The organism is Candidatus Binatia bacterium, from assembly GCA_029243485.1.
Classification (GTDB): domain Bacteria; phylum Desulfobacterota; class Binatia; order UBA12015; family UBA12015; genus VGTG01.
Genome location: JAQWRY010000086.1, coordinates 22,499 through 45,604, shown reverse-complemented (window position 1 = coordinate 45,604; position 23,106 = coordinate 22,499). Strand labels below are relative to the sequence as shown.

The window sequence follows — 23,106 nt, the reverse complement described above, 5'->3', positions numbered from 1 at the left end:
TGCCCGGCCTGGCTGGGGGCCAGCCAGCGACGGTGCACCGCAGCAAAATGGATTGTCGCGCACGCGGCCTCGGCGGAATAACGTTTGTGGCGTTAGGCCGACCAGGAGAGTTCCATTTATCGACGACGGCCCCCCTCGATCCGGACTCTCGTTAGGACCTACACCTTCGCCTTCGTCCTTTTCGCAGGGCTCGCGATCCTCGTTCCGGGCGCGCAGGCGGACCGTCCGCCGTCTTCGTCCCGGCGGCCGCGAACGGTCTCGTCACAGGCGGTGTGATCGATGCGCTGGCCTTCGACGGCGACTTCGTGGGCGACGCCTGTGACAACTGCCTCGACCTGGCGAACCCGCTGCAGACCGACACCGACCCGGCCGATTTCGGCGACCCTCTCACCGGTTCTACGACCTTCACGTTCTGCGCGTGGGACGAGTCCACCGGTGGAGCGCCGACCACGCTCCTGGTGCAGTCGGTGATCCCGCCGGACGGGGACGTGCGCCGGGCTCACGACGCCAGCCGTCCCGTTCTCGCAGGACGCCACGACCACCGTTCAGATCATCAACGATCTCGGCTTCTGCTGGGGTGCCGAGTACTCCACGAACATCAACAACGAGAACGGCCTCTTCAAGGCGAAGGCCGATTGAGGCGGGTGCTTCCGCGAGCATGAAAGGGTACAGTGGGCTTAGCGATGAGTCACGGAGAGAAGATGAACAGCATCACCCATCTGGTGGGTGCAGCCTTTGCTCTAGTAGGGCTCGTCCCGTTGATCGTGGTCTCCGCCGGCCGGGGAGACGCGTGGGAGATCGCGGCCTTCACGGTCTACGGCGTCACGCTTCTCCTGCTATACGTGATGTCGACCCTTTACCACTCGTTCGTGGGGCGGCGTAAAGCGCTGTTCCGACGCTTCGACCACATGGCGGTCTATCTCTTGATAGCCGGAACCTACACGCCGCTGACGCTCGTTCTCCTCGGGGGCGAGCTCGGCGGGCAGCTCTTCGCCGCCGTGTGGACGCTCGCGGCGATTGGGATCACACACTCGGCCCTGCGGCCGGATGGTGGCGGAACTGGGCTGCAGGTCGTGATCTGCCTCGCCATGGGTTGGACGTGCATGTTCGGCATCGAGGCACTTCTCGCTGCGTTTCCGGCGGGCGGATTCGCCTGGCTCCTCGCGGGCGGCATCTTCTACACGGTCGGGGTCTTCTTTTTCATCTTCGACACGAAGATCCCCCACGGACACGGGATCTGGCACCTGTTCGTGATGGCCGGCAGTGCGGCTCATTACGTCGTGATCCTCGGGTACACCGGCGTCTAGCGCGGTGTCGCCCGTCGGTTGGGCGCGTCAGGAGCGATCGCCGCCGGTGAAGACGCGGAGGTCGGACCGTTTTCTCTTGGGGGCGAGGGCGCGCGCAGGGATCCCTACGGCAGTGTAGTCGGCGGGGACGTCCGAGAGGACAACCGCGTTAGCTCCGATGCGCGCCCCGTCCCCTATCGTCACGCCGCCCAGCACCTTCGCGCCGGTCCCCAGCATGACCTCGTCGCCCATGTCCGGGCCCCGAACGTCGAACGCGGCCCCCGCGGACGTCGCGAGTCCGACCGTCACGAACGGGGCAATGCTCGCCCGGCTGCCGATGGTGGTGGTGCCTTCCACGACGATGTTCCCGTGCGCGATGTAGAGCCCTCCGCCGATGCGGACGTCGCGTCCGATGGTCACGGCGAAGAAGATTCGGCTGAGGCGCGTCAGGGTCGTCGCGAGCCCGGGATGACCGGCGCCGTGCAGGAACGTCTGCAGCCGAAAGAGAAGGTTCGCGCCGAACATCTCCGTGCGGAACACGGCCAAGCCGGAGCGTAACCACGTCGGGCGGTCACTCCCGACGCCCGGAAACCAGACGTCGTAGATCTCGAGATCGAGTTCGATCAGACGGGCCGTTTCGGCCCAGCCGATGCGCGGTTGCGGGGTGACCACACCGCGAACGAACGCCACCGCGCAAGACGAGTCAAGCGACGGCGATCAGCGTCCCTTGAAGTCGGGCTTCCGGCGGTCGGCCATCGCTCGGATGCCCTCCCGGAAGTCCTCGGTCGACTGAAGGCGATTCTGCTCGGCCTTCTCGCGATCGGTGACGACGCGAATGCGCTGCGCGAGGCTTCCTCGGAGTGTCTGTCGAATCGATTCGATCGCAAGAGGGCCGGACGTCGCGATCTCCGCCGCGAGCGCGGTCGCTTCGGAGCGGATCTGGTCGGCGGGCACGAGCCGGTCGCAGAGGCCCATCGCGAAGGCCTCCTTGCCCGGGACACGGCGACCTACATAGAGGAGCTCCATCGCGCGCTGCTGCCCGACGAGATCGGGAAGGGTGACGGAGAGCCCGAAGCCCTGGTGAAATCCCAGTCGGGCGAAGTTGGCGCTGAACCTCGATTCGGGCGAGGCGACGCGAAAGTCGGGCATTAGAGCGAGGCCCAGGCCACCACCTATGGCGGCACCTTGGACCGCAGCGACGGCGGGGGTCTTTGTGGAAAAGAGCCGGACGGCTTCGTCGTAGAGGTGCCGACCGGAGGGGTCTTCCAATCCCTGGTCGTCATTTCCGAAATTCGCCCCGGCACAGAAGTGCTTTCCATCAGAGCACAGAACGATCGCACGGCATCCGGGCTCGCCGTCGAGCGCCTCGAAGGCATCCCCAATCGAGGTGATCAGGGTGATGTCGAAGAAGTTGTTGGGGCCTCGCCGTAGCTCGACCGTGGCCACGTAGTTCTCCCCGAGTTCCACGCGCACATCTCCGAAGACTCCGAATTCCGTCATGGCTTCCCTTGGCATTTGGGGCCATCTGATCACAAGGGCGTGATGCCGGACTCTATTCGAGTCCGGGAGTTGTCTGCCACGGCCCCCCCCCCCGTCTAGCGTGAGGCAATGTCCTCCGATGGCGCCGTGTATGTCGTCGATGATGACGCGTCAGTGCGTAAGGCGGTGGGGTGGCTCGTCGAGTCCATTGGCTTGGAGACGCGATTCTACTCGTCTGCGGCCGAACATCTCGAGGCCTACGACTCGAGCTAGGTCGCGTGCCTGCTGCTGGACGTACGGCTGCGCGGGGTGAGCGGTCTCGAGTTGGTTGAGAAGCTTCAACGTGAGAACCGGTTGGTGCCGACCATTTTGATCACGGCGTTCGCGGAGTTCTCGACGGCTGTGCGTGGCTTGAAGGGTGGTGCGGTCGACCGAAGGCCGCGCGACGGCCTGAGCTGCTCGTTCGTTAAGCAGAGTCGTCGTTCGTCGTTCGCTCGGCGTTTCGCGTTCGTCCTTGTTCGGGGCTGCGGGTAGCGTGAGGGAGCGAATGTGCCAGTCGGTTCTGGTCTTTCGCGTGGGCTGCCCCGGCGAGGCGGATCCCGGTCACGTCGACGCCGCACGCGACGTATCCGAAGGGGAGAAGCGCGGTCTTTCGTCTCCGGTCCACCGTCTCACGGCCCGGGACGGCCGCTCAACGGAGCATCTCATCCATTCAGGGCCTTGGAATCGCCCCCACCGAACCCAGCCATTCGAGTGGCAGGAGCCACTTCCCGTAGCCTGCATCGGTGTTGAGATGCCGGCCGCCGCGCACGACGCGGTGCTCGACCCCCAGCGTCCGGGCCATTTCGGCGTGTTCATCGCTCGAGGCGTAGTCGTCGTCGTCCGCCGCCATGAGGACGGATCGGTCGGCGACGGGCGCCCAGGCCTCCTTGGACATGGGGGGCGGCATGAAGCTCTGGACGGCTTCGAAGAGCAGATACGGGGAAGGGGGCGCCACCAGGAGGACGCCGTGGATGCCGCCCGCTCCCTTCTCGGTCAGATAGTGATCGATCGCCCAGCACCCCAGCGAGTGTCCGACGAAGGTGACGGCCTGCCCGTTGGCGTGCGCCACGCACTCGGCCAACTCCGCGACCCAGCGATCCTTGTCTGGTTCGAGGGGGTGGGGCAGCTCGGGAAACAGGCAGGGAATCTCTCGAGCCGAGAGTTCCTCGTGGAGGAGTCGCTGCCAATGGCCTTCGCCGGAGCCCCCGTATCCGTAGACCAGAACGATCACGAACCAGCTCCGTGGGCTGCTGCCTGTGCGGTGCGCGCGTGCATCTACGAAGCGTAGCGTTCAAAACCCTGCGAGGGGAAGACGAGCTACCACGCCGCCTGATTCCTCTGATAGGCTTTGTGAATGCATGATCTCGTGATTCGCGGGGGGCAGGTCGTCGACGGGACGGGTGCCGAGCCCCGAAACGGCGACGTCGCCATTCAGGGCGGTCGCATCACCGCCGTAGGCAAGGTCGAGGGCGACGCACGCCGAACGATCGATGCCGATGGTCTGGTGGTGACGCCCGGGTTCGTCGACATCCACACGCATTACGATGCCCAGGCGACCTGGGATCCCCTTCTCACACCTTCGTGTTGGCACGGCGTCACGACGGCCGTGTGCGGAAACTGCGGCGTCGGTTTCGCCCCGGCTCGACCGGACCGCCATGAGTGGTTGATCGGCCTGATGGAAGGGGTCGAGGACATCCCGGGTGCGGCGCTGTCCGAGGGCATCAAGTGGGATTGGGAGAGCTTTCCCGAGTATCTCGACGCTCTCGAGCGTGCGCCCCGCGCTCTGGACTTCGGCACACAGGTGCCGCATGGCGCCGTGCGCGGGTACGTCATGGGCGATCGAGGTGCGAAGAACGAGGCCGCGACGGCAGACGACATCATCGGGATGGCGAAGATCGTGAAGGAGGGTCTCCTCGCCGGTGCGCTTGGCTTCTCGACGTCGCGCACCCTCGGGCACCGCGCCGTCGACGGCGAGCCGGTTCCCGGGACGTACGCTGCGGAAGATGAGCTGTTCGGAATCGGCAAGGCACTCGCGGACACCGGCCTCGGCGTCTTCGAACTCGCGCCGCTGGGCGCGGGCGGGGACGCCCCGGGTGATCCGCCCGACGCCATTCTCGAAGAGATCGATTGGATGTGTCGCCTGTCGGCGGAGATTCGTCGCCCGGTCAGCTTCGCCATGCTCACGTACACGTCGCGTCCCGAGATGTGGCGGCAGCTGATCGATATCGCGGAGCGCGCAGTGGCGAACGGTGCCGACGTCCGGCCGCAGATGGCAGGGCGACCGTTCGGGATTCTCGCCGGCCACCAGACCATCGCGAATCCATTTCTGGGAAGGCCGACGTACGACGCGATCGCGCAACTGCCGCTCGCGCAACGGGCAGCCCGCCTACGAGACGCCGAGGTGCGCCGGAAGATTCTCGCTGAGCGCCCGGCGGACGGAGCGAACTTCTTCGGGAGCGCGAAGATCTTCGAGACGATGTTCCCACTGGGAGATCCCCCGAACTACGAGCCGGCGCCTGAGGAGAGCGTCGCCGCGATCGCAAGGCGGGAAGGGCGTGACGTACACGAGTTCGCGTACGAGCTGCTCCTTGGAGACGATGCTCGGGAGCTGCTCCTCCTGCCGATCCTCAACTACGCGAGCGGGGACTGCGAACCCCTGCGCGAGATGATGGATCACGACCGGGTCGTTCTCGGTCTCGGGGACGGCGGGGCCCACTGCGGGCTGATCTGTGACGCGAGCATTCCGACGTTCATGCTGACGCATTGGGTTCGCGATCGAACCCGGGGCGCTACGGTGCCGCTCGAGCGGGTCATCCATCGGATGACTCAGGACACGGCTCGGCTCTATGGATTGCTCGATCGGGGTGTTCTCGCGCCGGGTTACAAGGCGGATCTGAATCTGATCGACCTCGAGAACGTGCGCCTCTGTCCTCCGCGGATGGCACACGATCTCCCGGGTGGAGGTCGTCGTCTGCTGCAACGGTCGGAAGGGTACGAGGCCAACATCGTCTCGGGAGAGGTAGTCATGGCAAACGGTGAACCGACGGGCGCGCAGCCGGGACGTCTCTTGCGCGGCCCCCAGGCGGCGCCGGTTCGATGACGCGCTCGATCGCGACGCTGGGCGCGTTGGGGCTGGTCCTCACGATGATGGTGGCCTGTAGCTCGTCGTCCGCGCCCGACGCGGCGTTGCCCGGGCATTGCGCGCCTCTCTCGGGCGCCCGGATTGCGGATCTGCTCGGCGAGTACCCGCTCGACCTGTTGTCGGAGGACGTGCGTGAGGACCTCGGCGAGGCCCTGCGCGGGGTGAGTCGGATCTGCCTGGTAGCGGACGGTGAATCCGTTCAGTGTAATGCCGGTGGAGGTCCGAAGCCCGACATCCGGCGGTGTTGCCGGTTCCGGGACGAGCCGCGCGCGAAGATCTTCGGAGTCGCGCGGCGCATTGGAGTCTCTCGCGGCGGAGAGCAGGTGCTCGACCTCGCCGTCGAGCCGAACTTGGAGAATGCGTCTCTTGATCGACAGTGTGACGTGCCGACCTGCGCGGACGATCGCGCGTCGGCCGACGCGACCTTGACCTTGCGCGGAACGGTGCAGACCAAGGACCGCTCGGTGGAGTTCGAGTTGCCTGTCGCCCTCGACGGACGACTCGCGCTGGCGTGCGACGGTTGAGACGCAACGGAGGTTGATCGACATGGAACGTGACGGAGAGCACATCCCCTTCGTGAGTTCGGGCGCGTATCCGATTCGAGCGGGCAACACGCTCGACCCGCTAATCGACGGCGAGCCTGCGTTTCGCCGAATTTGCGAGGCGACGGAGCAGGCGCGCAAAAGTGTGTGGGTCACAGTCGCGTTCCTCGAGCCGGGCGTGCAGATGCCGGACGACCGCGGGACGTTCTTCGATGTGCTGGATCGCGCGCGGGCCCGCGGCCTCGACGTCCGGGTGATCTTCTGGCGCTGCCCTGAACTGGAGGAGGTCCGACCGTCCACTCACTTCATGGGGACGGATGAGCAGCGCGACGGGCTGCGCGCAGGTGGTTCGACCTTCTTCGCGCGGTGGGACAGGGCTACAAAGCTCTACTGTCACCACCAGAAGAGTTGGCTGGTCGATGCCGGCGAGCCGAGCGAGGTCGCGTTCGTCGGCGGCATCAATCTCGATCACGGCTCCGTCGTGCCCTGCGGACACCCCGTCCGGACGGGGCCCGAGGTAGACGCCCACTACGCAAATGTGCACGACGTGTACTCCGAGATCCGCGGTCCGTCCGCGACCGACGTTCACCACAACTTCGTTCAGCGCTGGAACGAAGCGAGCGAGCGGAATGCCGCCGATGGCACCTGGTTCTCGGAGTCGGCCGGCGATGATCTCGAGTTCCCCGAAGTGGCCTCTGCGCCGACCGGCGACGCGGTCGTGCAGATCCAAAGGACGGTGCGTCGAGGCACGTACCGCAATGCCGTCGCGACGCCGGGCGGAGAGTCCTTCTGCATCGAAGACGGGGACTACAGTATCGCCGACCAGTACCTCCGCGCGATCGACGCCGCGCATCGCACGATCTACCTCGAGGATCAGGCGATTGGATCTCCGGAGGTGGTCGAGCATCTTCTCACGGCACTCGATCGCGACGTCGAAGTCGTCTTCCTGGTCCCCGCGGATGCGAACACCGACATGGTGGAGGGGCGCAAAGATGATGGACACAGCCGATTTTGGGAAGCCCTGGCCCGCCTCGGAACGTACGAGCGTTTTACGCTCGCCGGGATCGCCTCCCCGGCAGGGTCCGGGGTGTACCAGCACGTCTACGTGCACGCGAAGATCTGTCTGATCGACGACGTTTGGTGCACAATTGGGTCGACGAACATCGCCAATCGCTCGTTCTACGGCGACACCGAGTTGAACGCATCGGTCTGGCACGCCCCGACGGTGCGGGCTTTGCGATGCGCCCTGCTGGAGGAGCACTTGGACGTCAATACCGCGCGTTTGGAGGACCGGGCCGCGTACGAGTGCTATCGCGCGACGTGCCGCGCCAATGCGGAGCGTCGAAGCCGTGGCGAGCCGATGCGGGGGATGGCGTTCTCGCTCGACCCTGCGAAGTACGCGCAGTCCTAAGGTTTTTCCACGTGTCGCCTGAGCTCGGCCAGGCTGTTGGTATGGGACTTGGCGAAGCTCTCGAGCCATCCTCGGTGGAGGTCGACGAGTGGCTTCGCGTTCAACTCGTAACGTCGCGAGCGGCCGAGACTTTCGACCCGGACGAGACCGGACTCCCGCAGGACGCGAAGATGACGGGAGATCCCGGGGCGCGCCGCGCCGCGGAAGCGCGACGCAATCTGCCCGGCCGGGAGCGGTCCGCGGTCGCGTAGGAGTTCGAGGATCCTTCGTCGCGTGGGGTCCGCGAGGGCGGTGAAGGTGTCTCTACGCTTCAATGATCTCTCAAAGCGCACTCAGGTGCTTCACGTCCCAGCCCTCCTCGTAGCCCTGGAGGTTGGCCTCCTCCCAGTTGTTCTCCCACGTGATCGCGCGCGCGGGCTCGAGCACCACGATTGGCCCTCCGTCCATCTCGATGCTGAGCTTCACCCTCGCTCCGATCCGGGGTTCGAACTTCTCGAAGGTGTGGGCTCGCCTGAACCAGGCGGCGAAGCGCTCGAACTCTTCGGAGACCTTCTCCGGCGTCGCGCGGATAAGAAGATTCCGGGAAACTTTCAGGTGGCTGAGTTGGATGCCCATCACTCGTCTCCTGGTCGAAGGTTCAATGAGTAACAGGATAGTTACATATAAGAAGCGCCGGATCCAATGCCGGCTGGACCCCCTCGGGATTGCTGGCTAAAGGGCGGCCATGAGCCAGGCGAAAGCACGCTATTTCGCTCGCAAGCTGGCGCGGAAGGAAGCGGACTCGGTCCATCTTCCATTCGCGCCGCCGCTCGCTGAGGATACGTTGTGGCGTGGGATGACGCGTGGCGGAGAGCTCCGTCTTCTCGTCGTGCGCGCGACCGCCTCGGTGCGCGAGGTCTCCCAAACGCTCGCGACAAACGGTGACACCGGGCGGCTCGTCGCGGAGTTGACCGCGGGTGGGCTGCTCGTGCGTTCCGCGATGGATCCCGATGCACAGGTACAGCTCACGATTCGCAACCCGGGTGCCGCGGGTAGCCTGTACCTCGACGTGTGGGCTTCGGGTGCCGGGTTTCGCGCGTCGATGCAGCACCCGGAAGTCCGCGAAAGCGCCGAAGCCCCGCTGTTCCTGGGCGGCGAGTTCGATTTGCTCCGTAGCCGGGCCGGTGGGACCCCGCATCGATCCGCGCGGGTTCTCGATACCGAGTCGTTGTCGGACGCGTTCATGGCGCACTTGCTCGACAGTGACCAGATTCGCGCTGTTCTTCAGCTCGATGTTCGGTACGCCGGTGACGACCTCATTCAGGCCTGTGGCTTTCTCGTTCAGATCACGCCGGAAGGCGGCCGCGAGGACATCGAGCGGCTGCTTGAGAACCTCGAGGAGGTGCCGCCGCTGGCGGATCTGATGACGGATGCGGATCCCGACGCGCGCGCCTTCGGTGATCGTCTTTTCGAGGGGTACAAGTGGGACCAGTCCGCGCGTGAAGACGTTTCGTTCGTGTGCCGCTGTTCGCGCGAGCGCCTCGTCGCCGTTCTGAAGGGACTGCCGGAGAATGAGGTGAGAGAGATGGTTGAGGAGGGCACGCCGATCGAGACCACGTGTGAGTTCTGCCTTACGAAGTTCGAGATCTCGCCCGAAGAGCTTCAGCGTCCGGTGGGATGAGAGGGAGCATGTGATGAGCGGAATCCAGATCTTCTTACTGCTCGAAGCACTGCTTTGGGTTCCCTACGGGATCTATTGCCTGCTGGTCCCGGGGGTTCTGGCCGACGGTGCCACTGTCACTGCGACGAGCGCGACCGGGGTTACGGAACTGCGAGCCATGTACGGCGGGCTCCAGTTCGCAATTGGCGCCGGGTGCATCTGGGGAGCGGTCTCCGAGGATCTGGAGCGGAGCGCCGTCTGGATGCTGTTCCTGCTAACCAGCGGAATCGGTACGGCCCGAGTGATTGGGCTGGGGCTCGACGGGGGGATGGGCGCGTACACGAGCCTCGCCCTTGTCTTCGAGTTCGCAACCGCGATCTGGTCGGGTCGCTTGCTCTTGCAAGAAGCCGAGTAGAGCGGGCGTATCGTGAGCACCGACGAAGAGCGCTCCTTTTTTGCGACGGCGGCCCGCGGGACGGAAGGTGCGTTGCGTGACGAGCTTCGCGAACTGCGCCTGCCGAAGGTCCGCGCTGATCGGGGCGGGGTTCACTTCGGAGGCGGGTTCGCGCACGCGATGCGTGCCTGCCTGCGCAGTCGCATCGGACTCCGGATCCTCTGGCGACAAGCCGAGTTTCAGGCGCGTGATCCCGAAGCGTTGTACGAAGGCACGCGGGGAATCGACTGGTCTCGTTGGCTCGATCAGGATCGTACTCTCGCCGTCTACGCGACCGTGAAGAACAGCACGCTCACGCATACGGGCTTCGTCGCGCAGAAGATCAAGGATGCCGTCGTCGATCAGCTTCGTGAGCGCGACGGTGAGCGGCCCGACGTTGCCCCTGGTGATCCCGATGTGCGAATCGTCGCGCACGTCGAACGGAATCGCGCGCAGATCTTCGTCGACCTCGCCGGAACCCCTCTTTCCAAGCGCGGCTATCGGACGCAGAGCGGTGAAGCGCCGCTGCGCGAGCATCTTGCTGCGGCGATGCTGCGTCTCGGGGGTTTCCGCCCGGGCACGCCGCTCTTCGATCCGATGTGCGGCTCGGGAACTTTACCGATCGAGGCGGCCGTGTGGGCAGAGGGGCGACCGGCCGGGGGCCTTCGGCCTTTCGGGTTCGAGCGTTGGCGCTGTTTCGACGATGCGGCACAGAGCGATTGGGCGCTCGAACGGCAGCGGGCCGTAGACTTTGCTGAACCCATCGAGACGGAGATCCGTGGCAGTGATCGCGATCCGCGGGCTCTCAAGTCCGCGCGCGGGAATGCGAAGCGCGCCGGTGTCGATGTTCGGTTCGATCGGGAAGACCTTGCAGGCATGACAGTGCCCCCGAAGGGCACCCTCGTCTTGACCAATCCGCCTTACGGCGTACGGCTCGAACGCGACCAGGAGTGGCTGGACGATTTCCGGGATGCCCTCGCGCGCCTGCAGGGGAGTACGGTCGTCGCCATCACCCCGGACCGGAGCCTTCCCGAACATGTCGGGGCCAAGGCGACCCGCGAGCACACGCTCTACAACGGTGATCTCGAGTGCAGGCTGTTCACCTGGGAGACTTGATCGACGCAAATGGCTCGGCCCGGAGCCGTTCAAGGGCTTCCTAGAGAAGCTTCGCTCGCTCCGCCTTGGATCGGTTCACGAGGATGCGTTGGTACGTCGTCGGGAGGAGGCGCTGTACCGTGTCGATGATGCGGGCATCGAAGCCGATGAGGACACGCCGAGCGTCTTTCTGCACGCCTTTCAGGATCGTCTCTGCGGCATTCGCCGGGGTGGTGCGGGCGAGCTCGTCAAACCGTTGGATGGAGGCATCGGGAGGGAAGTCGCCGAGAGTCGTGCCGGACATGCGGGCGCTCCGTGCGATGTTCGTCTTGATCCCGCCCGGGTGAACGCAGGTCGCCGAGACGCCAGCTTCCATGATGTCGAGTTCTTCCCGCAGGCACTCGGTGTACCCGCGAACGGCGAACTTGGCGGCGTTGTACGCGCTCTGGCCGGGGACCGCGATCATTCCGAAGACGCTCGAGATGTTGATCACGTGGCCGTCGCCCGATTCGAGGAGGTGCGGAAGAAACGACTTGGTTCCGTACACGACGCCCCAAAAGTTGATGCCCATGAGCCACTCGAGATCTTCGTGGGACATGTCGACGATCGCGGAGGAGAGGGCGACGCCTGCATTGTTGAACACGAGGTTCACCCGGCCGTGCTCCGCGGCGACGTCCGTCGCCCAGGCCTCGATGGCGCCCCGGTCGGAGACGTCGATCCGTCGGGTGGTCACCCGCGGCGAGGTGGGAGCGGCCTGCGCTCGGGTTTCTTCCAGACTCGCTTCGTCGATGTCGGAAAGCGCGAGCTCGGCGCCGTTGCGGGCCAGCGCGAGAGCCAGCGCGCGTCCGATTCCCGAACCCGCGCCGGTGACCACCGCGACCTTACCTTTGAAATTCCGCATGGGTCGTCCTTCCTCCGTCCGGCCAGCTTAACCTCGGAAGTCCGGTCCGGCCCGCGGGGGGGCCTTCAGTGGTTCGTCCTGATCTCAGGTGGGTACGAGGGCTTCTAACGATTTCGGCCGGGAGTGGGAGTCGCTTTCGGGTCGGCGCGATCCTCGGCGAAGGCGGGTATCTTGTCACGGAGTGCGGCGTGCCGCCCGGCGGGCCGTGGCATCTGGTCTACTCACCGAGAACGCGGAGTTCGACACGGCGATTCTGCGCGCGTCCGTCCTCGGTCTCGTTGGTCGCAACGGGGTCCGATTCGCCGAAACCGACGGCCGTGAGTCGAGTCGCCGAAACGCCGCCGGTGACCATGTAGCGGGTCACGGACTCAGCGCGTCGCTGGGACAGCTTCAGGTTGTAGGCATCGCTCCCGATGCTGTCAGTGTAGCCCTGGACCGAGACGTTGATGCCGGGCTCAGCCTTCAGCACGTCGATGGCCGCGTTCAGAATCGGCTGTGCGTCGGCTCGGATGTTCGACTTGTCGAAGTCGAAATTCACACCGCGAAGGATGATCTTGCGCTTCGCGGGCGCGGCCGGTGGCGGCGGCTCCGGCGCGGGCGGCGGCGGTTCGGGTTGGGCCCAGGAGTAAAGGTATTGCAGGCCGCCGGTGACCATCTGCCGTGAGTCGGTGGAACTCGGCGCGGCGTCCTGGGTCGAGTAGTCGTAGCGACCGAACACCCCGAGGCTCTGATACTGGTCTAACCGGTAGCTGACCCCGGCATTGCCGTTGAAGCCGGCGCCACCGTCGTCCATCGGTCCGGTCAGATCTTGGTAGTAGCCGCCCTGAGCCCCGGCGTGGGCCGTGACCCACTTCGTGAGGAGGGTGAACTTGGGGCCGACCGTGTAGGAGAAGTTGCTCGACATGTTGCTGCCGGGGAACCCCGTCTCCGTCGGGAAGGCGAAGAAGTTCGGCTGTCCGATGATCGACAGCGCGAAGTTCTGGCCCATGTTGAATCGGTAGCCTCCGGGCAGGCCGATCGAGCCGCCGACGTCACCCATGCTACGCTTGGTTTTCGAAAGCGGGAACGTCGCACCAGTTTCGACGCCGAACTCGAAGCCATCGGCGCTTGCATCGGTCGCGACGCCCAGCGCCAACGAACACACAACCAGGATTCCTACCCCTCTCCTCATGGCCCCACCCCTCCTCGGTCTTGCGCGGTTGCCCGCGTGTGCGTTCGGATTCTGCGCGAACGTACTCGAATAGCTTGGCGGAACCGGCTGGAGTGTCAAGGACAGGTCGGCACGGGTACGTGAGCGAGCCGACGGTCCGGCTCTCTACTCTCCCGGCCCACTCGCAGCGTATTCCCCGCGGGACACGCCGGGCTTGTCAAAGGAGCCGCGGACCACGACGCGGTCGCGATCGACGCGCGTCGAGCGTCGGGAGCTTGACGACGCCGCGGTCGGACATGGCCCCGTCTACAGCGGATCGTCCGGATGCGAGAAGCGCACCGTATCGTCGATCACGATCACCGTCGGGGACGCAGTCGAGCGTCGACGGATCGACGACCGGGACCTCACTCGGAAGCGGGATCACGTGTTCGACGAAGTTTGTACCGATGCGGCTCGGGGGAACCGCATCCAGAAACACGATGGTACCCGTGTTCCGAACTCGCGTGCCGAGGGGGCGCTGTGCCGTGGCGAGATCGGCTTCGCCGGTCGGCGAGGGTCGGTACCATCCACGAGGCCAGAACGCATGCTGCAACCCGTGCCGCCAGAGCCGTTCTCCCGTTGGTTTTCATGCGTACCCCTCCGTTATGGTCCGTCATTCGTGAAGCGTTGCATCGGCCTAACCGCAGAGCGGCGGGCGTGGGTATCCTCGGAAATGGAGAGACGCGGAGGATAGGGATTTTCCGGGGAGCGCTACGGGGAAATCCACTCTCGCGTCGGGTGTGCGCGGCACGGGACTATCCGCATGAAAAGCCAATAGTTGTCTGAACAAGGAGAACGAGAATGAGCATGGGGCAGGAGTTCAAAGAGTTCGCGATGCGCGGAAACGTCGTCGACATGGCGGTCGGCGTCGTGGTCGGTGCGGCCTTCGGAAAGATCACCACGTCGCTGGTGAACGACGTGATCATGCCGCCGATCGGGATGCTGCTCGGGAAGGTCGACTTTTCGGAGCTGGCCGTGGTGTTGGTGCCCGCGACGGAGGGAGTCGAGGCCGTCGCGATCAACTACGGCCTCTTCATCAACAACATCATCAACTTCGTGATCATCGCGTTCTGCATCTTCATGGTCGTGAAGGGGCTGAACTCGATGAAGCGCAAGGAAGAGGAGGAGCCTTCGGCCCCACCGGAGCCCAGCAAGGAAGAAGTGCTGCTGGGCGAGATCCGGGACGCGCTCAAGAGCCGCTGATTCCGACCTCTCACTATATGTAAAAGTCCATAGGTGGTATCTATTGAATACTAGGTGCGGATTCATGTAGATATTCAGGCATGGCACCGAGACCTTCTCAGGCAGCCAAGACCGCCGGGGTGCCGCGGCCGGGTCAGATCTTCGATCCGGTCGCGCGCGCTCTCGACGTCATTGGCGATCGCTGGACCCTCGTCCTGGTTCGCCAACTGATCGTCGGCCTCAAGGGCTTCACGGAGCTGCGGCAGCGCACGGGAATCGCACCGCGCGTTCTCTCGAGTCGCCTTCGCCAACTGGCGGCGGACGGGTTCGTCGAGCAAGTCGAGAACGGAACCCGCTCGGCGTACGCCGCGACAGACCGAGGTCGTTCTCTCGAGCCGATCATATCGTCGCTCGCCCAGTGGTGGATTCACCACGGGATCCAGGAACTCTCGATCAACGTCGCTGATTTCAACGAGACGTCCCCGCAGTCGATCCTCGAGGCCCTTCCTTTCTTGCTGCGCGAAGAGCGCGCTCACGGCGAGAACGTCGTGTTCGAGATTCGACTCGAAGGCGAGGGCGGCGGGGTTTGGTGCATTTCCATTCACGACGGACGTTGTGAAGTCGCTCGCGGTTTCGCTGAGCACGCCGACGTTCGATACACCGCCGACACGAGCGCCTGGTGTGGCGTCGCACTCGGTCTTCTCGATGCACGAGACGTCGTGAGGCGAGGTCTCATGACGAAGGACGGGGGCTCGCAGGCTCTCGACCATTACTTTCACCGCGTGTCGACACTCGGCAGTGGTGGCCCGGGCCGCGAACAGCAAGTCGGACCCGACAGGAGGAAACCATCATGATCTCGTTCGGTCTTACCGAAGAGCAAGACGCCATTCGCGGCGCGATTCACGAGTTCGCCGAAGGAGTCGTACGACCCCTTGCGCGCATATGTGATGAGGAGTCGACGGTCTCCGACGACTTCCTTCAGCAGGTCTGGGAGTTGGGCCTCACGACGACGCAGGTTCCCGAAACGTTCGGGGGTATGGGCGCCGATCGGGCGCACACCACGAATGCCATCGCGCTCGAAGAACTGGCGTGGGGAGATGCGGGCCTCGCGGTCGCCGCGCTCGCCCCGTCACTCTTCGTGAACGCGCTTCTCGATCACGGCACCGAAGAGCAGAAGCAGCGTTTGCTGCCCGGACTCTGCGGTACCAGCTTCGCGCTGGGATCCCTCGCCGTCGTCGAGCCGGGCGCCATGATGAACGCGGCCGAGCCCAAGACGAGCGCGACCGCCAAGAGCGGCGGGTACGTGCTGAGCGGAACCAAGCGCTTCGTGCCGTTCGGGGATCGTGCCTCGCACTTCCTGGTCGTCGCTGCAGCCGATGGTGGCCTCGGCGCCTTCCTCGTTGCGAGGGATGCCGCCGGCCTCACGATCAGCGAGGAGGCCGAGAAAAACCTCGGCCTGCGCGCCGTCCCGGTTCACGTCCTCGAACTCGATGGGGTGGAAGTAGCCGAAGGCGATCGTCTCGGCGGGCCGAGCGGATGTAACGTGCGTGCTCTGCTCGACGCGAGCCGGGTCGGCATCGCGGCGTGCCTCGTCGGCATCGGTAAGGCGATGGTCGACTACTGCGTTCCCTATGCGAAGGAGCGCGTCGCTTTCGGCGAGGAGATCGCAAAGAAGCAGGCGATCGCCTTCATGCTCTCCGAGTCCCACACGGAGGTCGAGGCGATGCGATGGCTCGTGTGGCAGGGGGCGTCGAAGCTCGAAAAAGGGCTCGACGCGACCAAGGCTAGCTTTCAGGCCTGGAGCTATGCCGGTGAGAAGGGACTCTGGGTTGCCGACAACGGTATCCAGGTGCTCGGCGGCCACGGGTTCATTCGTGAGCATCCGGTCGAATTGTGGTTCCGCAATGCGCGGACCCTGGGCGTGCTCGAAGGCACCGTGTCCATCTAAGGGAGATTGCCATGATCAATTTCGAACTGAGCGAGTACGACCGGGCTAAGATCGACGTCATCAAGGAAGAGGGCCTCATCTGCCGCAAGTACGCGCGGTACTACGACGAAAACGAAGACAGCGAAATCCCGCCCGACGAACTTCCCGAGGCGAAGGACTTCAAGCCCACGCCGAATCTGGCGTCGACCCAGAGCGAAGAGGACAGCGGTCCTTCCGTGATGGCGATGCTCTACACGATCTACCGCTGCTGGGGCGATTACGCGGTGAAGTTGCGGCAGCCGAAGATGGGTGGTCTCGGCAACGCGGCGCTCATGGCCGCGGGAACCGACGAGCAGAAGCGGCAATGGATGAACAATTTCCTCTCGATGGCGATCACGGAGCCGGGTTGCGGCTCGGATCCGTCGCGTGTGACCGCGTCCGCGGTGCTCGACGAGAAGACCAATGAGTGGGTCCTGAACGGTGAGAAGATCTTCGTCACCGGTGGCGTGCGCGCGAGCGGTGTCGTCATGTGGGCCACGCTCGACAAGTCGGCCGGTCGCGCCGGTATCAAGTCGTTCATCGTGATGAAGGGCGCTCCCGGTTTCGAGGTGGCGCACAAGGAGCGGAAGCTCGGAATCCGCGGCGAGGACACGGCGACGTACGTTTTCAGCGATTGCCGGATCCCCCGTGATCAGCTCCTCGGTGGAAACGAAGAGGTGAGCAAGAAGGGCTCGGGCGGCTTCCGCGGCGTCATGAAGACCTTCAACATGACCCGGCCGGCGGTGGCGGCCTTCGGAATCGGTATCTCCGAAGCGGCCCTCGATTTCACCCGCGACGAGCTCGAGAAGGCCGGCGTCGAATTCGACTACGGCACGGGCATCGGTAGCCGCTCGGCCGTGGCCGAGAAGTTCATGAAGCTCGAGACCCTGCACGAGGCGAGCAAGCTCACAGTCCTTCGGGCCGCGTGGCTCGCCGATCAAGGCCAGCCGAACAACATGGAGTCGTCCGTCTGCAAGGCGCACGCGGGCACGGCCGTCCGGGCGATCACCCAGGGCTGCATCGACATCCTCGGGCCGCTCGGTGTGTCTCGCGACAACCTCGTCGAGAAGTGGATGCGGGATTCGCGCATCATCGATATTTACGAGGGAACGGGCCAGATCCAGCGGCTCATCATCGCTCGCGGTCTGTTCGATTACACGCGTGAGGATCTGAAATAGGGATCTCGTGAGCGGGGTTCTCGTAGAGTTTTCGGCCGGCCGGCCGTCGCTCACCTCCGCGGAGGAAGCGACGGCCGCCCTTTTCTCGATCGGCGCTGGCATCTGGCGGACGCCGGGCGAGCGCCGCGTGGAGGCGTGCTCGAGACCTTCGTCGTATCGCACGGCTACGGTCGGCACCAAGATCGTTGTCCAGGTCATCGGCCCGAAGGAGTTGTCGATTCGGTCCGAGTAGGTTGGACGTTAGCGGCCGCCGGACACGTCGACGAAGCTTCCGGTCGTGTAGCTCGACTCGGACCCGACGAGCCACAGAATGGCTCGCGCGACTTCCTCGGGCTTGCCGCCTCGTTGCATCGGGATGCCCGACTTCAGCCGGTCTCGGCCGCGAGTCGCGCGGTCGCTGCGCCGATGCCGGGACTCCCGCCGGCGATGAGAATGACCGGGGCGGACGTGAGGTCCTCAGTGCGTGAACTGGCCGGAGTTCACATCCAAGCACTGTCCCGTGATCGATCGGGACATGTCAGACGCGAAGAACACAACGGCTTCCGCGATCTCTCCCGGTTCGGGTGCGCGCCGGAGCATAAGCGACTCGAGGATCTGCTCTTTCGCCTTCTCGGGTGAGACGCCTCGCTCGGTCGCCTCGATCTGCGCGACGAGGTCGACGACCGCCGCTCCGATGAAGCCGGGTGCGACCGAGTTCACGCGGATGTTCATCGGCCCGACCTCGACCGCGAGGCTGCGCGCGAGACCGAGGAGGGAGTGCTTCGCCATCTTGTATGCGCCGTAGGCCGGCTTCTGCTGTCGAAGGATGACGGAGTTGATCATGACAATTGACCCGCCTCCTGCGGCGCTCATGTGGGGCACCACGGCCTGTGAGAGTCGCATCGGAGCGAAGACGTTCACTTCGAACGTGTCCTGGATGGTCGCGACGGCCTGTTCGGTCAGCGGCTCGAACGGTGGCATCTTGAACGCGTTGTTCACGAGGACATCGATGCGGCCGAACTCCTCCATTGTGCGCGCGACGAGAGCCGTGCAGTCTTCCTGCAAGCTGATGTCCGTGACCACGGGAAGGGCGCGGCGTCCGACCGCTTCCACTTCGGTGGCGACCTGGGTCAGGCGGGACTCGGTCCGGGCGGCCAGTACGACATCGGCCCCGTGACGAGCGGCGGCGAGTGCCGTGGCCCGACCGAGACCGGGCCCGATGCCCGATACGAGGACGACTTTGTTCTCCAGAAGCACGGCCGACTCCTACCATAGAGCCGGCCGAGGCTCTTCCCCACTCGCTCTCTGCTGGCTACGCTCCGTCACGATGCAGCGGCTCTCCTGCGTTCTCCTACTAGCCCTTGTTCTGCTCCAGGGCTGCGCGTGGGCCGTGCTGAACAAGGGGCTTCCCAAATGGAGCCCAGCTGACGAGGCCGCGTTGACGAAGGAGATGTCGGGCGGCTCGGAGGAGCTCCTCGTCATGCTCGCTTTTTCGGGCGGCGGGACGCGCGCCTCGGCGTTCGCGTGCGGCGTTCTCCAAGAATTGGCGGAGACGAAGGTCGAAGTGGACGGCCGGGAGCGACGTTTCCTGGACGAGGTCGACGTGATTTCGTCGGTCTCTGGCGGCAGTTTCACCTCGGCGTACTATGGCCTGTACGGCGACGAAATCTTTGACGGGTACGAGGAGAAGTTCCTTCGCAAGAACGTCGAAGGCTCCCTCATCGCGAGCCTCTTCTGGCCGCCGAACTGGTTTCGGCTCGGTTCGGGTGCCTACGGTCAAAGTGACCTCGCGGCGCGGTATTACGACGAGGAGCTTTTCCACGAGGCCACCTTCGCCGATCTTGAGCGTCCCGGCACGCCGTTCATCTTGATCAACGTGACGGATCTCGCGACGGGCAGTCGATTCGGGTTCACGCGTGAATTCTTCGACGCGCTTTGTTCCGATCTCCCGGCGTACTCGGTTGCAGAAGCGGTCGCCGCTTCCTCGGCCGTTCCGATTCTTCTGTCGCCCATCACCCTCAAGAACTACGAGCCGGCCTGCGGTTACAAAGAGCCGACGTGGATGACGGCGGCACTGCAAGACAATACGAACGCGCGGCGTCGCGCAGAGGCGAAAGTGCGTGCTTCGTACCTCGACTCGAAGCTGCGCCGGTACGTCCACCTGGTCGACGGAGGGATCTCGGACAACCTGGGCCTCCGGGGCGCCCTGGAGTTGATGACCCTTGCAGGGAGTGCCGAGGCGGGCCTCGCCGAGATGGGGCACCCGAACCCGGGCTGGATCGTCGTCCTCCTGGTGGACGCGGAGACGCACCCAGAGCCGACGTTCGCGCTGACCGCCGCTTCGCCGACCATGGCGGAACTCGTCGGGAGCGTCGCGTCGGCGCAGATCGATCACTACAATTTCGAGACGATCGAGCTCGTTCAGGCGCGGCTCGGGGAATGGACCCGGGAGCGCTCGAAGCCGGGCCGGCCAGTGGAGTTCGTCTTCGTCGAGGTCAGCTTCGACCGCGTGGCCGATGACCAGAGGCGAGCCATGCTCAACGAGATCGGAACCAACTTCGACCTGAGTGGCGAGGAAGTAGACACGTTGCTCGAGACGAGTCGGGAGGTCCTGCGTTCCTCGCCCGAGTTCCAGCGTCTGCTGTCCTCGATCGCAGACAAGCGGTAGGATTCGGCGATCCGGGCCGCTCCGCCATGCTCTTCAACAGCCTCCAGTTCGTTGCCTTTCTCCTCCTTGTTCTGACCGTTCACTACTGGGTGATCCCGGCCAAGCAGGAGAGGGCGCGACGTCTCTTCCTGCTCGGAGCGAGCTACCTGTTCTACGGCTCCTGGAACGCACCGTTCGTTCTTCTTCTCCTGTACTCGACCTGTCTGGACTATGTCGTCGCCCTTCGGCTGGTTCGCACGACCGGGCAGGCGGCACGGCGAGCGCTGCTTGCGGTCAGCCTTTTCGGCAATCTTGGCGTACTCGCGTTCTTCAAATACGGGAACTTCTTCGCGGACACGTACTTGACGCTCGCAGGACTGGGGCCGGCGGCAGAGGGTGGGCCGGTGATCGATGTGATCCTTCCGGTGGGGATCTCGTTCTATACGTTCCAGAGCCTCAGCTACTCCATGGATGTCTATCGCGGGCGGTTGCAGCCGGTTCGGAGCTTCTGGGATCTGGCGTTGTACGTCTCGTTCTTCCCGCAGCTCGTTGCCGGACCGATCGTTCGAGCACGCGAATTCCTGCCGCAGCTCGATGGCGATCGAACCGTCGACGGGGCGGACATCGAAGAGAGCCTTGCACGCATCGCGGGTGGCCTCATCAAGAAGGTCGTGTTCGCCGATACGCTCGCGCTCTATGTCGACCGGGTTTGGGACGCACCAGGCGACTTCGGCGGCCCCGCTCTCCTACTCGCGGCGTACGCCTTTGCCTTCCAGATTTACTTCGATTTCTCCGGGTACTCGGACATGGCGATCGGCCTCGCGCGGCTGTTCGGATTCCGGCTCCCGGAGAACTTCCTGCGTCCGTATCTGTCGACCAGCCCCCGGGAGTTCTGGCGGCGCTGGCACATCACCCTTTCCACGTGGCTGCGCGACTATCTCTACATTTCGCTCGGCGGCAACCGCGCGTCCGAGGGGCGAACGCGGTTCAACCTCTTCCTCACGATGCTTCTCGGCGGCCTTTGGCACGGAGCGGGGTGGTCGTTCGTCTTCTGGGGCGGTTTCCACGGGGTCCTCCTCGTCGTGCAGCGGTGGGCGACTCCCCGCTTCCCCGCGCTGGCTGCGCTCCCGGCCTGGGTGCGGATCGGCATCACGTTCCATCTCGTCGTGCTCGGCTGGGTCTTCTTCCGTTCGCCGGATCTCGCGAGTGCGGGCGAGATCCTCAGTGGGCTCGGCCGGATGTCGTTCGAGTTCACTCCCGACATGCTGCGCACCCTGGTGGTTCTGGTGGTCGCGGCTCTCATCCATGGCATCGGGCTGCCGCAGCAGTGGCAGCAGGGCCTGGCTCGAAGGAGCCCCGTTGCGCAAGGGGCCGCGTACGCGGTCGTGGCGATCCTCGTGTATCTCTTTTCTCCCACGACCAGTCAGTTCATCTATTTCCAGTTCTGAAACGTGAACCCGTGAATCGTCTCGTTCTCATCGCCGTCGTGTTCGTTGCTTGCCTCGTGGTGTTCGTCGGCGTCCTGTTCTGGCGTGCCGGCGACGAGGTGATGGAAACCGGTGTCTTCATTCGGCCGAATCGCGTCGAATTCGAGAAGACGATGGCAAGGCTTGCGCCGAAGGACCCGAAGGTGATGTGGCTCGGGGATTCGACCCTTCTCGATTCGATCAAGATCCCCTCGTACGCGGACCTGCTCGCCGACGAGATTCGTGCGGAGGGCGGCATCATCCCTCCGCACGGGACCGTGGCCATGGTCGGTCTCGATTTCTTCCACTACTACTGCATGCTCGGCCGAATCCTCGAAGAGAAGCCGGACTTCGTCGTGCTGGTCGCGCATCTACGGATGTTCGTAGACGGCGCGCCTGAGTTCATGGACCTCTGCAGCTTCATTCCGCCGGGGGAGCTGCCGCGGGCGGTGATGCTCCCGTTCCGCGAGCGCGACGTCGGCCCTCTCGACTTGCTGGGCTACCAACTCCTGCGCCTGCCGGGCGCGGAGTCGGCTTTCCTGGCCTACGAGGGAACCCAGCGTCTGATCCAGGACAAGGACCCGACGGGGCTCGTCGCGCGTAGCCCGACGTACTTCGAGACGCTGGCAAAGGGTGGCCGTCGGCCCGCGCTGGAGTATCTCCGGTCCTACGGCCTCGATCTCGCAGCGGATCATCCCGTCGTCGAGATGATGGGCGCGACCGTCGGGATGGCGCGCCGCAGCGGCGCAGAAGTTCTGGTCGTCGTGAGCCCGATTCCCTACGAGAAGCTCGAAGCGCAAGGTTGGTACGAGCCGCAGACGATCGACGTGCTCCGTCAGGTGGTCGAGGAGAACGGAGGCCACTTCTTCGACGGGCACCGCGTTCTCAAGAAGGAGCACTATCGCGACGAGTCCGGCCACTACACACACGAGGGTTCGGCGTTGCTCGCAGCGGCTCTCGCGCCGAAGATGCGTGAGGTCTTGGAGACGCGCTGACGGTCGCCGAGTCGCCGCTTGCCGTCTCGCGACATGGCGTTACGTGGTGCCATGCCGAAGTCGTGATCGGCGGAACTAGTCGCTCGCGACGGAGCCGGCCGCTGTTCCTTCGACGCCCTTCCCCGCGGCTTTCCACGCGTTGATCCCGCCGTCGAGGTGGTAGACTCTCGTGAACCCGAGTTCTTCGAGAATCTCGACGGAGCGGGCGCTGCGGCCGCCGGGGATTCCGGCGGCACAGTGCACGAGATAGGCTTGGTCCCGGTCGAGCTTGGCCGCGTCTTCGCGGAAGGAAGCGCCGTCGATGTCGATGTTCTTCGCGCCGGCCAGGTGGATTGCCTCGAACTCGCCCGGCGTGCGGACATCGAGGACGACGATCTCGGTCTTTGTCCCCAGAAGCGCCTCGGCCCCGGCGACGTCGACGTGCTCGGGGTCCGCAGCGCGTGCGGTCGCGGGTGCAGCCAGGAGGAGTAGGACAGTGAAGGTCGAGGCGATCGATCTCAGCATGGCTCGACGCTACGCGAAGGTCCCGACATT

General features: G+C 64.8%; 27 protein-coding genes and 1 pseudogene. 16 read left to right on the top strand and 12 right to left on the bottom strand.

The window, feature by feature from the left end; genetic code table 11:
• Positions 1-158: 158 nt before the first annotated feature.
• Positions 159-503 (bottom strand): hypothetical protein, encoded by a 345-nt coding sequence (locus tag P8R42_25005; protein ID MDG2307850.1) that lies wholly within the window; start codon positions 501-503, stop codon positions 159-161.
• Positions 504-683: 180 nt separating this feature from the next.
• On the opposite strand from P8R42_25005, the gene P8R42_25000 reads away from it, so the two are divergent.
• Positions 684-1,307, top strand: coding sequence for a hemolysin III family protein (locus tag P8R42_25000; protein ID MDG2307849.1), 624 nt, complete (start codon positions 684-686; stop codon positions 1,305-1,307).
• A gap of 27 nt (positions 1,308-1,334) precedes the next feature.
• On the opposite strand, the gene P8R42_24995 is transcribed toward P8R42_25000, so the two are convergent.
• On the bottom strand, positions 1,335-1,976 hold the full coding sequence (locus P8R42_24995; GenBank protein MDG2307848.1) for a DapH/DapD/GlmU-related protein: 642 nt from the start codon (positions 1,974-1,976) through the stop codon (positions 1,335-1,337).
• 27 nt (positions 1,977-2,003) lie between these two features.
• On the bottom strand, positions 2,004-2,786 hold the full coding sequence (locus P8R42_24990; GenBank protein MDG2307847.1) for an enoyl-CoA hydratase-related protein: 783 nt from the start codon (positions 2,784-2,786) through the stop codon (positions 2,004-2,006).
• Positions 2,787-2,894: 108 nt separating this feature from the next.
• Between P8R42_24990 and P8R42_24985 the strand changes: the two genes are divergently transcribed.
• Complete coding sequence (locus P8R42_24985) at positions 2,895-3,038, top strand: hypothetical protein (GenBank protein MDG2307846.1); 144 nt, start codon at positions 2,895-2,897, stop codon at positions 3,036-3,038.
• Between the two features lie 439 nt (positions 3,039-3,477).
• Here the strand turns inward: P8R42_24985 and P8R42_24980 are convergent, their stop codons facing one another.
• Positions 3,478-4,038, bottom strand: coding sequence for an alpha/beta fold hydrolase (locus tag P8R42_24980; GenBank protein MDG2307845.1), 561 nt, complete (start codon positions 4,036-4,038; stop codon positions 3,478-3,480).
• 123 nt (positions 4,039-4,161) lie between these two features.
• On the opposite strand from P8R42_24980, the gene P8R42_24975 reads away from it, so the two are divergent.
• Genes P8R42_24975 through P8R42_24965 form a run of 3 tightly spaced genes read left to right on the top strand, consistent with a single transcriptional unit; the run spans position 4,162 to position 7,902 of the window.
• Positions 4,162-5,907, top strand: a complete 1,746-nt coding sequence (locus tag P8R42_24975) for an amidohydrolase family protein (protein MDG2307844.1) — start codon at positions 4,162-4,164, stop codon at positions 5,905-5,907.
• Positions 5,904-6,473, top strand: a complete 570-nt coding sequence (locus tag P8R42_24970) for a hypothetical protein (GenBank protein MDG2307843.1) — start codon at positions 5,904-5,906, stop codon at positions 6,471-6,473. Before P8R42_24975 ends, P8R42_24970 begins: the two co-directional genes overlap by 4 nt.
• Positions 6,474-6,495: 22 nt before the next feature.
• Positions 6,496-7,902, top strand: a complete 1,407-nt coding sequence (locus P8R42_24965; protein MDG2307842.1) for a phospholipase D family protein — start codon at positions 6,496-6,498, stop codon at positions 7,900-7,902.
• On the opposite strand, the gene P8R42_24960 is transcribed toward P8R42_24965, so the two are convergent.
• Complete coding sequence (locus P8R42_24960) at positions 7,899-8,234, bottom strand: metalloregulator ArsR/SmtB family transcription factor (protein MDG2307841.1); 336 nt, start codon at positions 8,232-8,234, stop codon at positions 7,899-7,901. The genes P8R42_24965 and P8R42_24960 overlap by 4 nt on opposite strands.
• Positions 8,224-8,517 (bottom strand): hypothetical protein, encoded by a 294-nt coding sequence (locus P8R42_24955; protein MDG2307840.1) that lies wholly within the window; start codon positions 8,515-8,517, stop codon positions 8,224-8,226. Before P8R42_24955 ends, P8R42_24960 begins: the two co-directional genes overlap by 11 nt.
• A 109-nt stretch (positions 8,518-8,626) precedes the next feature.
• Between P8R42_24955 and P8R42_24950 the strand changes: the two genes are divergently transcribed.
• The 3 genes from P8R42_24950 to P8R42_24940 are packed head-to-tail and all read left to right on the top strand — an operon-like array spanning position 8,627 to position 11,090.
• Positions 8,627-9,562, top strand: coding sequence for an Hsp33 family molecular chaperone HslO (locus P8R42_24950; GenBank protein MDG2307839.1), 936 nt, complete (start codon positions 8,627-8,629; stop codon positions 9,560-9,562).
• Between the two features lie 13 nt (positions 9,563-9,575).
• Positions 9,576-9,956 carry a DUF4345 family protein gene (locus tag P8R42_24945; protein MDG2307838.1) on the top strand — a complete coding sequence of 127 codons (381 nt, stop codon included), beginning with the start codon at positions 9,576-9,578 and terminating at the stop codon, positions 9,954-9,956.
• 12 nt (positions 9,957-9,968) lie between these two features.
• On the top strand, positions 9,969-11,090 hold the full coding sequence (locus tag P8R42_24940; protein ID MDG2307837.1) for a THUMP domain-containing protein: 1,122 nt from the start codon (positions 9,969-9,971) through the stop codon (positions 11,088-11,090).
• A gap of 40 nt (positions 11,091-11,130) precedes the next feature.
• On the opposite strand, the gene P8R42_24935 is transcribed toward P8R42_24940, so the two are convergent.
• The 3 genes from P8R42_24935 to P8R42_24925 form a co-directional block, all read right to left on the bottom strand.
• Positions 11,131-11,970: an SDR family NAD(P)-dependent oxidoreductase gene (locus tag P8R42_24935; GenBank protein ID MDG2307836.1), complete on the bottom strand. Its 840-nt coding sequence runs from the start codon at positions 11,968-11,970 to the stop codon at positions 11,131-11,133.
• A 217-nt stretch (positions 11,971-12,187) separates the two neighbouring features.
• Positions 12,188-13,141, bottom strand: a complete 954-nt coding sequence (locus tag P8R42_24930) for an OmpA family protein (GenBank protein MDG2307835.1) — start codon at positions 13,139-13,141, stop codon at positions 12,188-12,190.
• A gap of 196 nt (positions 13,142-13,337) precedes the next feature.
• Positions 13,338-13,598 (bottom strand): hypothetical protein, encoded by a 261-nt coding sequence (locus tag P8R42_24925; protein MDG2307834.1) that lies wholly within the window; start codon positions 13,596-13,598, stop codon positions 13,338-13,340.
• Positions 13,599-13,960: 362 nt separating this feature from the next.
• Between P8R42_24925 and mscL the strand changes: the two genes are divergently transcribed.
• The 5 genes from mscL (at position 13,961) to P8R42_24900 (ending at position 17,717) form a co-directional block, all read left to right on the top strand.
• On the top strand, positions 13,961-14,362 hold the full coding sequence (gene mscL / locus P8R42_24920) for a large-conductance mechanosensitive channel protein MscL (protein ID MDG2307833.1): 402 nt from the start codon (positions 13,961-13,963) through the stop codon (positions 14,360-14,362).
• 80 nt (positions 14,363-14,442) lie between these two features.
• Positions 14,443-15,195, top strand: a complete 753-nt coding sequence (locus P8R42_24915) for a winged helix-turn-helix transcriptional regulator (protein MDG2307832.1) — start codon at positions 14,443-14,445, stop codon at positions 15,193-15,195.
• Positions 15,192-16,289: an acyl-CoA dehydrogenase family protein gene (locus P8R42_24910; GenBank protein ID MDG2307831.1), complete on the top strand. Its 1,098-nt coding sequence runs from the start codon at positions 15,192-15,194 to the stop codon at positions 16,287-16,289. Before P8R42_24915 ends, P8R42_24910 begins: the two co-directional genes overlap by 4 nt.
• A gap of 11 nt (positions 16,290-16,300) precedes the next feature.
• Positions 16,301-17,485, top strand: coding sequence for an acyl-CoA dehydrogenase (locus P8R42_24905; protein ID MDG2307830.1), 1,185 nt, complete (start codon positions 16,301-16,303; stop codon positions 17,483-17,485).
• 7 nt (positions 17,486-17,492) lie between these two features.
• On the top strand, positions 17,493-17,717 hold the full coding sequence (locus P8R42_24900; GenBank protein ID MDG2307829.1) for a hypothetical protein: 225 nt from the start codon (positions 17,493-17,495) through the stop codon (positions 17,715-17,717).
• An 8-nt stretch (positions 17,718-17,725) separates the two neighbouring features.
• On the opposite strand, the pseudogene P8R42_24895 reads toward P8R42_24900, so the two are convergent.
• Positions 17,726-17,860, bottom strand: a pseudogene (locus tag P8R42_24895) (SDR family oxidoreductase).
• Between the two features lie 81 nt (positions 17,861-17,941).
• Positions 17,942-18,721 carry an SDR family oxidoreductase gene (locus P8R42_24890; protein ID MDG2307828.1) on the bottom strand — a complete coding sequence of 260 codons (780 nt, stop codon included), beginning with the start codon at positions 18,719-18,721 and terminating at the stop codon, positions 17,942-17,944.
• 70 nt (positions 18,722-18,791) lie between these two features.
• Between P8R42_24890 and P8R42_24885 the strand changes: the two genes are divergently transcribed.
• The 3 genes from P8R42_24885 to P8R42_24875 are packed head-to-tail and all read left to right on the top strand — an operon-like array spanning position 18,792 to position 22,572.
• Positions 18,792-20,132 carry a patatin-like phospholipase family protein gene (locus P8R42_24885; protein MDG2307827.1) on the top strand — a complete coding sequence of 447 codons (1,341 nt, stop codon included), beginning with the start codon at positions 18,792-18,794 and terminating at the stop codon, positions 20,130-20,132.
• Between the two features lie 26 nt (positions 20,133-20,158).
• Positions 20,159-21,559: an MBOAT family protein gene (locus P8R42_24880; protein ID MDG2307826.1), complete on the top strand. Its 1,401-nt coding sequence runs from the start codon at positions 20,159-20,161 to the stop codon at positions 21,557-21,559.
• 11 nt (positions 21,560-21,570) lie between these two features.
• Positions 21,571-22,572, top strand: coding sequence for a hypothetical protein (locus P8R42_24875; protein MDG2307825.1), 1,002 nt, complete (start codon positions 21,571-21,573; stop codon positions 22,570-22,572).
• Between the two features lie 75 nt (positions 22,573-22,647).
• Here the strand turns inward: P8R42_24875 and P8R42_24870 are convergent, their stop codons facing one another.
• On the bottom strand, positions 22,648-23,076 hold the full coding sequence (locus P8R42_24870; protein ID MDG2307824.1) for a rhodanese-like domain-containing protein: 429 nt from the start codon (positions 23,074-23,076) through the stop codon (positions 22,648-22,650).
• Positions 23,077-23,106: the final 30 nt, after the last annotated feature.

Coding starts and splice junctions, on each gene's coding strand:
- P8R42_25000 (MDG2307849.1), top strand. CDS start 684: ATGAGTCACGGAGAGAAGATGAACAGCATCACCCATCTGGTGGGTGCA.
- P8R42_24990 (MDG2307847.1), bottom strand. CDS start 2,786: ATGACGGAATTCGGAGTCTTCGGAGATGTGCGCGTGGAACTCGGGGAG.
- P8R42_24985 (MDG2307846.1), top strand. CDS start 2,895: ATGTCCTCCGATGGCGCCGTGTATGTCGTCGATGATGACGCGTCAGTG.
- P8R42_24975 (MDG2307844.1), top strand. CDS start 4,162: ATGCATGATCTCGTGATTCGCGGGGGGCAGGTCGTCGACGGGACGGGT.
- P8R42_24970 (MDG2307843.1), top strand. CDS start 5,904: ATGACGCGCTCGATCGCGACGCTGGGCGCGTTGGGGCTGGTCCTCACG.
- P8R42_24965 (MDG2307842.1), top strand. CDS start 6,496: ATGGAACGTGACGGAGAGCACATCCCCTTCGTGAGTTCGGGCGCGTAT.
- P8R42_24955 (MDG2307840.1), bottom strand. CDS start 8,517: ATGGGCATCCAACTCAGCCACCTGAAAGTTTCCCGGAATCTTCTTATC.
- P8R42_24950 (MDG2307839.1), top strand. CDS start 8,627: ATGAGCCAGGCGAAAGCACGCTATTTCGCTCGCAAGCTGGCGCGGAAG.
- P8R42_24945 (MDG2307838.1), top strand. CDS start 9,576: ATGAGCGGAATCCAGATCTTCTTACTGCTCGAAGCACTGCTTTGGGTT.
- P8R42_24935 (MDG2307836.1), bottom strand. CDS start 11,970: ATGCGGAATTTCAAAGGTAAGGTCGCGGTGGTCACCGGCGCGGGTTCG.
- P8R42_24930 (MDG2307835.1), bottom strand. CDS start 13,141: ATGAGGAGAGGGGTAGGAATCCTGGTTGTGTGTTCGTTGGCGCTGGGC.
- mscL (MDG2307833.1), top strand. CDS start 13,961: ATGAGCATGGGGCAGGAGTTCAAAGAGTTCGCGATGCGCGGAAACGTC.
- P8R42_24915 (MDG2307832.1), top strand. CDS start 14,443: ATGGCACCGAGACCTTCTCAGGCAGCCAAGACCGCCGGGGTGCCGCGG.
- P8R42_24910 (MDG2307831.1), top strand. CDS start 15,192: ATGATCTCGTTCGGTCTTACCGAAGAGCAAGACGCCATTCGCGGCGCG.
- P8R42_24905 (MDG2307830.1), top strand. CDS start 16,301: ATGATCAATTTCGAACTGAGCGAGTACGACCGGGCTAAGATCGACGTC.
- P8R42_24885 (MDG2307827.1), top strand. CDS start 18,792: ATGCAGCGGCTCTCCTGCGTTCTCCTACTAGCCCTTGTTCTGCTCCAG.
- P8R42_24880 (MDG2307826.1), top strand. CDS start 20,159: ATGCTCTTCAACAGCCTCCAGTTCGTTGCCTTTCTCCTCCTTGTTCTG.
- P8R42_24870 (MDG2307824.1), bottom strand. CDS start 23,076: ATGCTGAGATCGATCGCCTCGACCTTCACTGTCCTACTCCTCCTGGCT.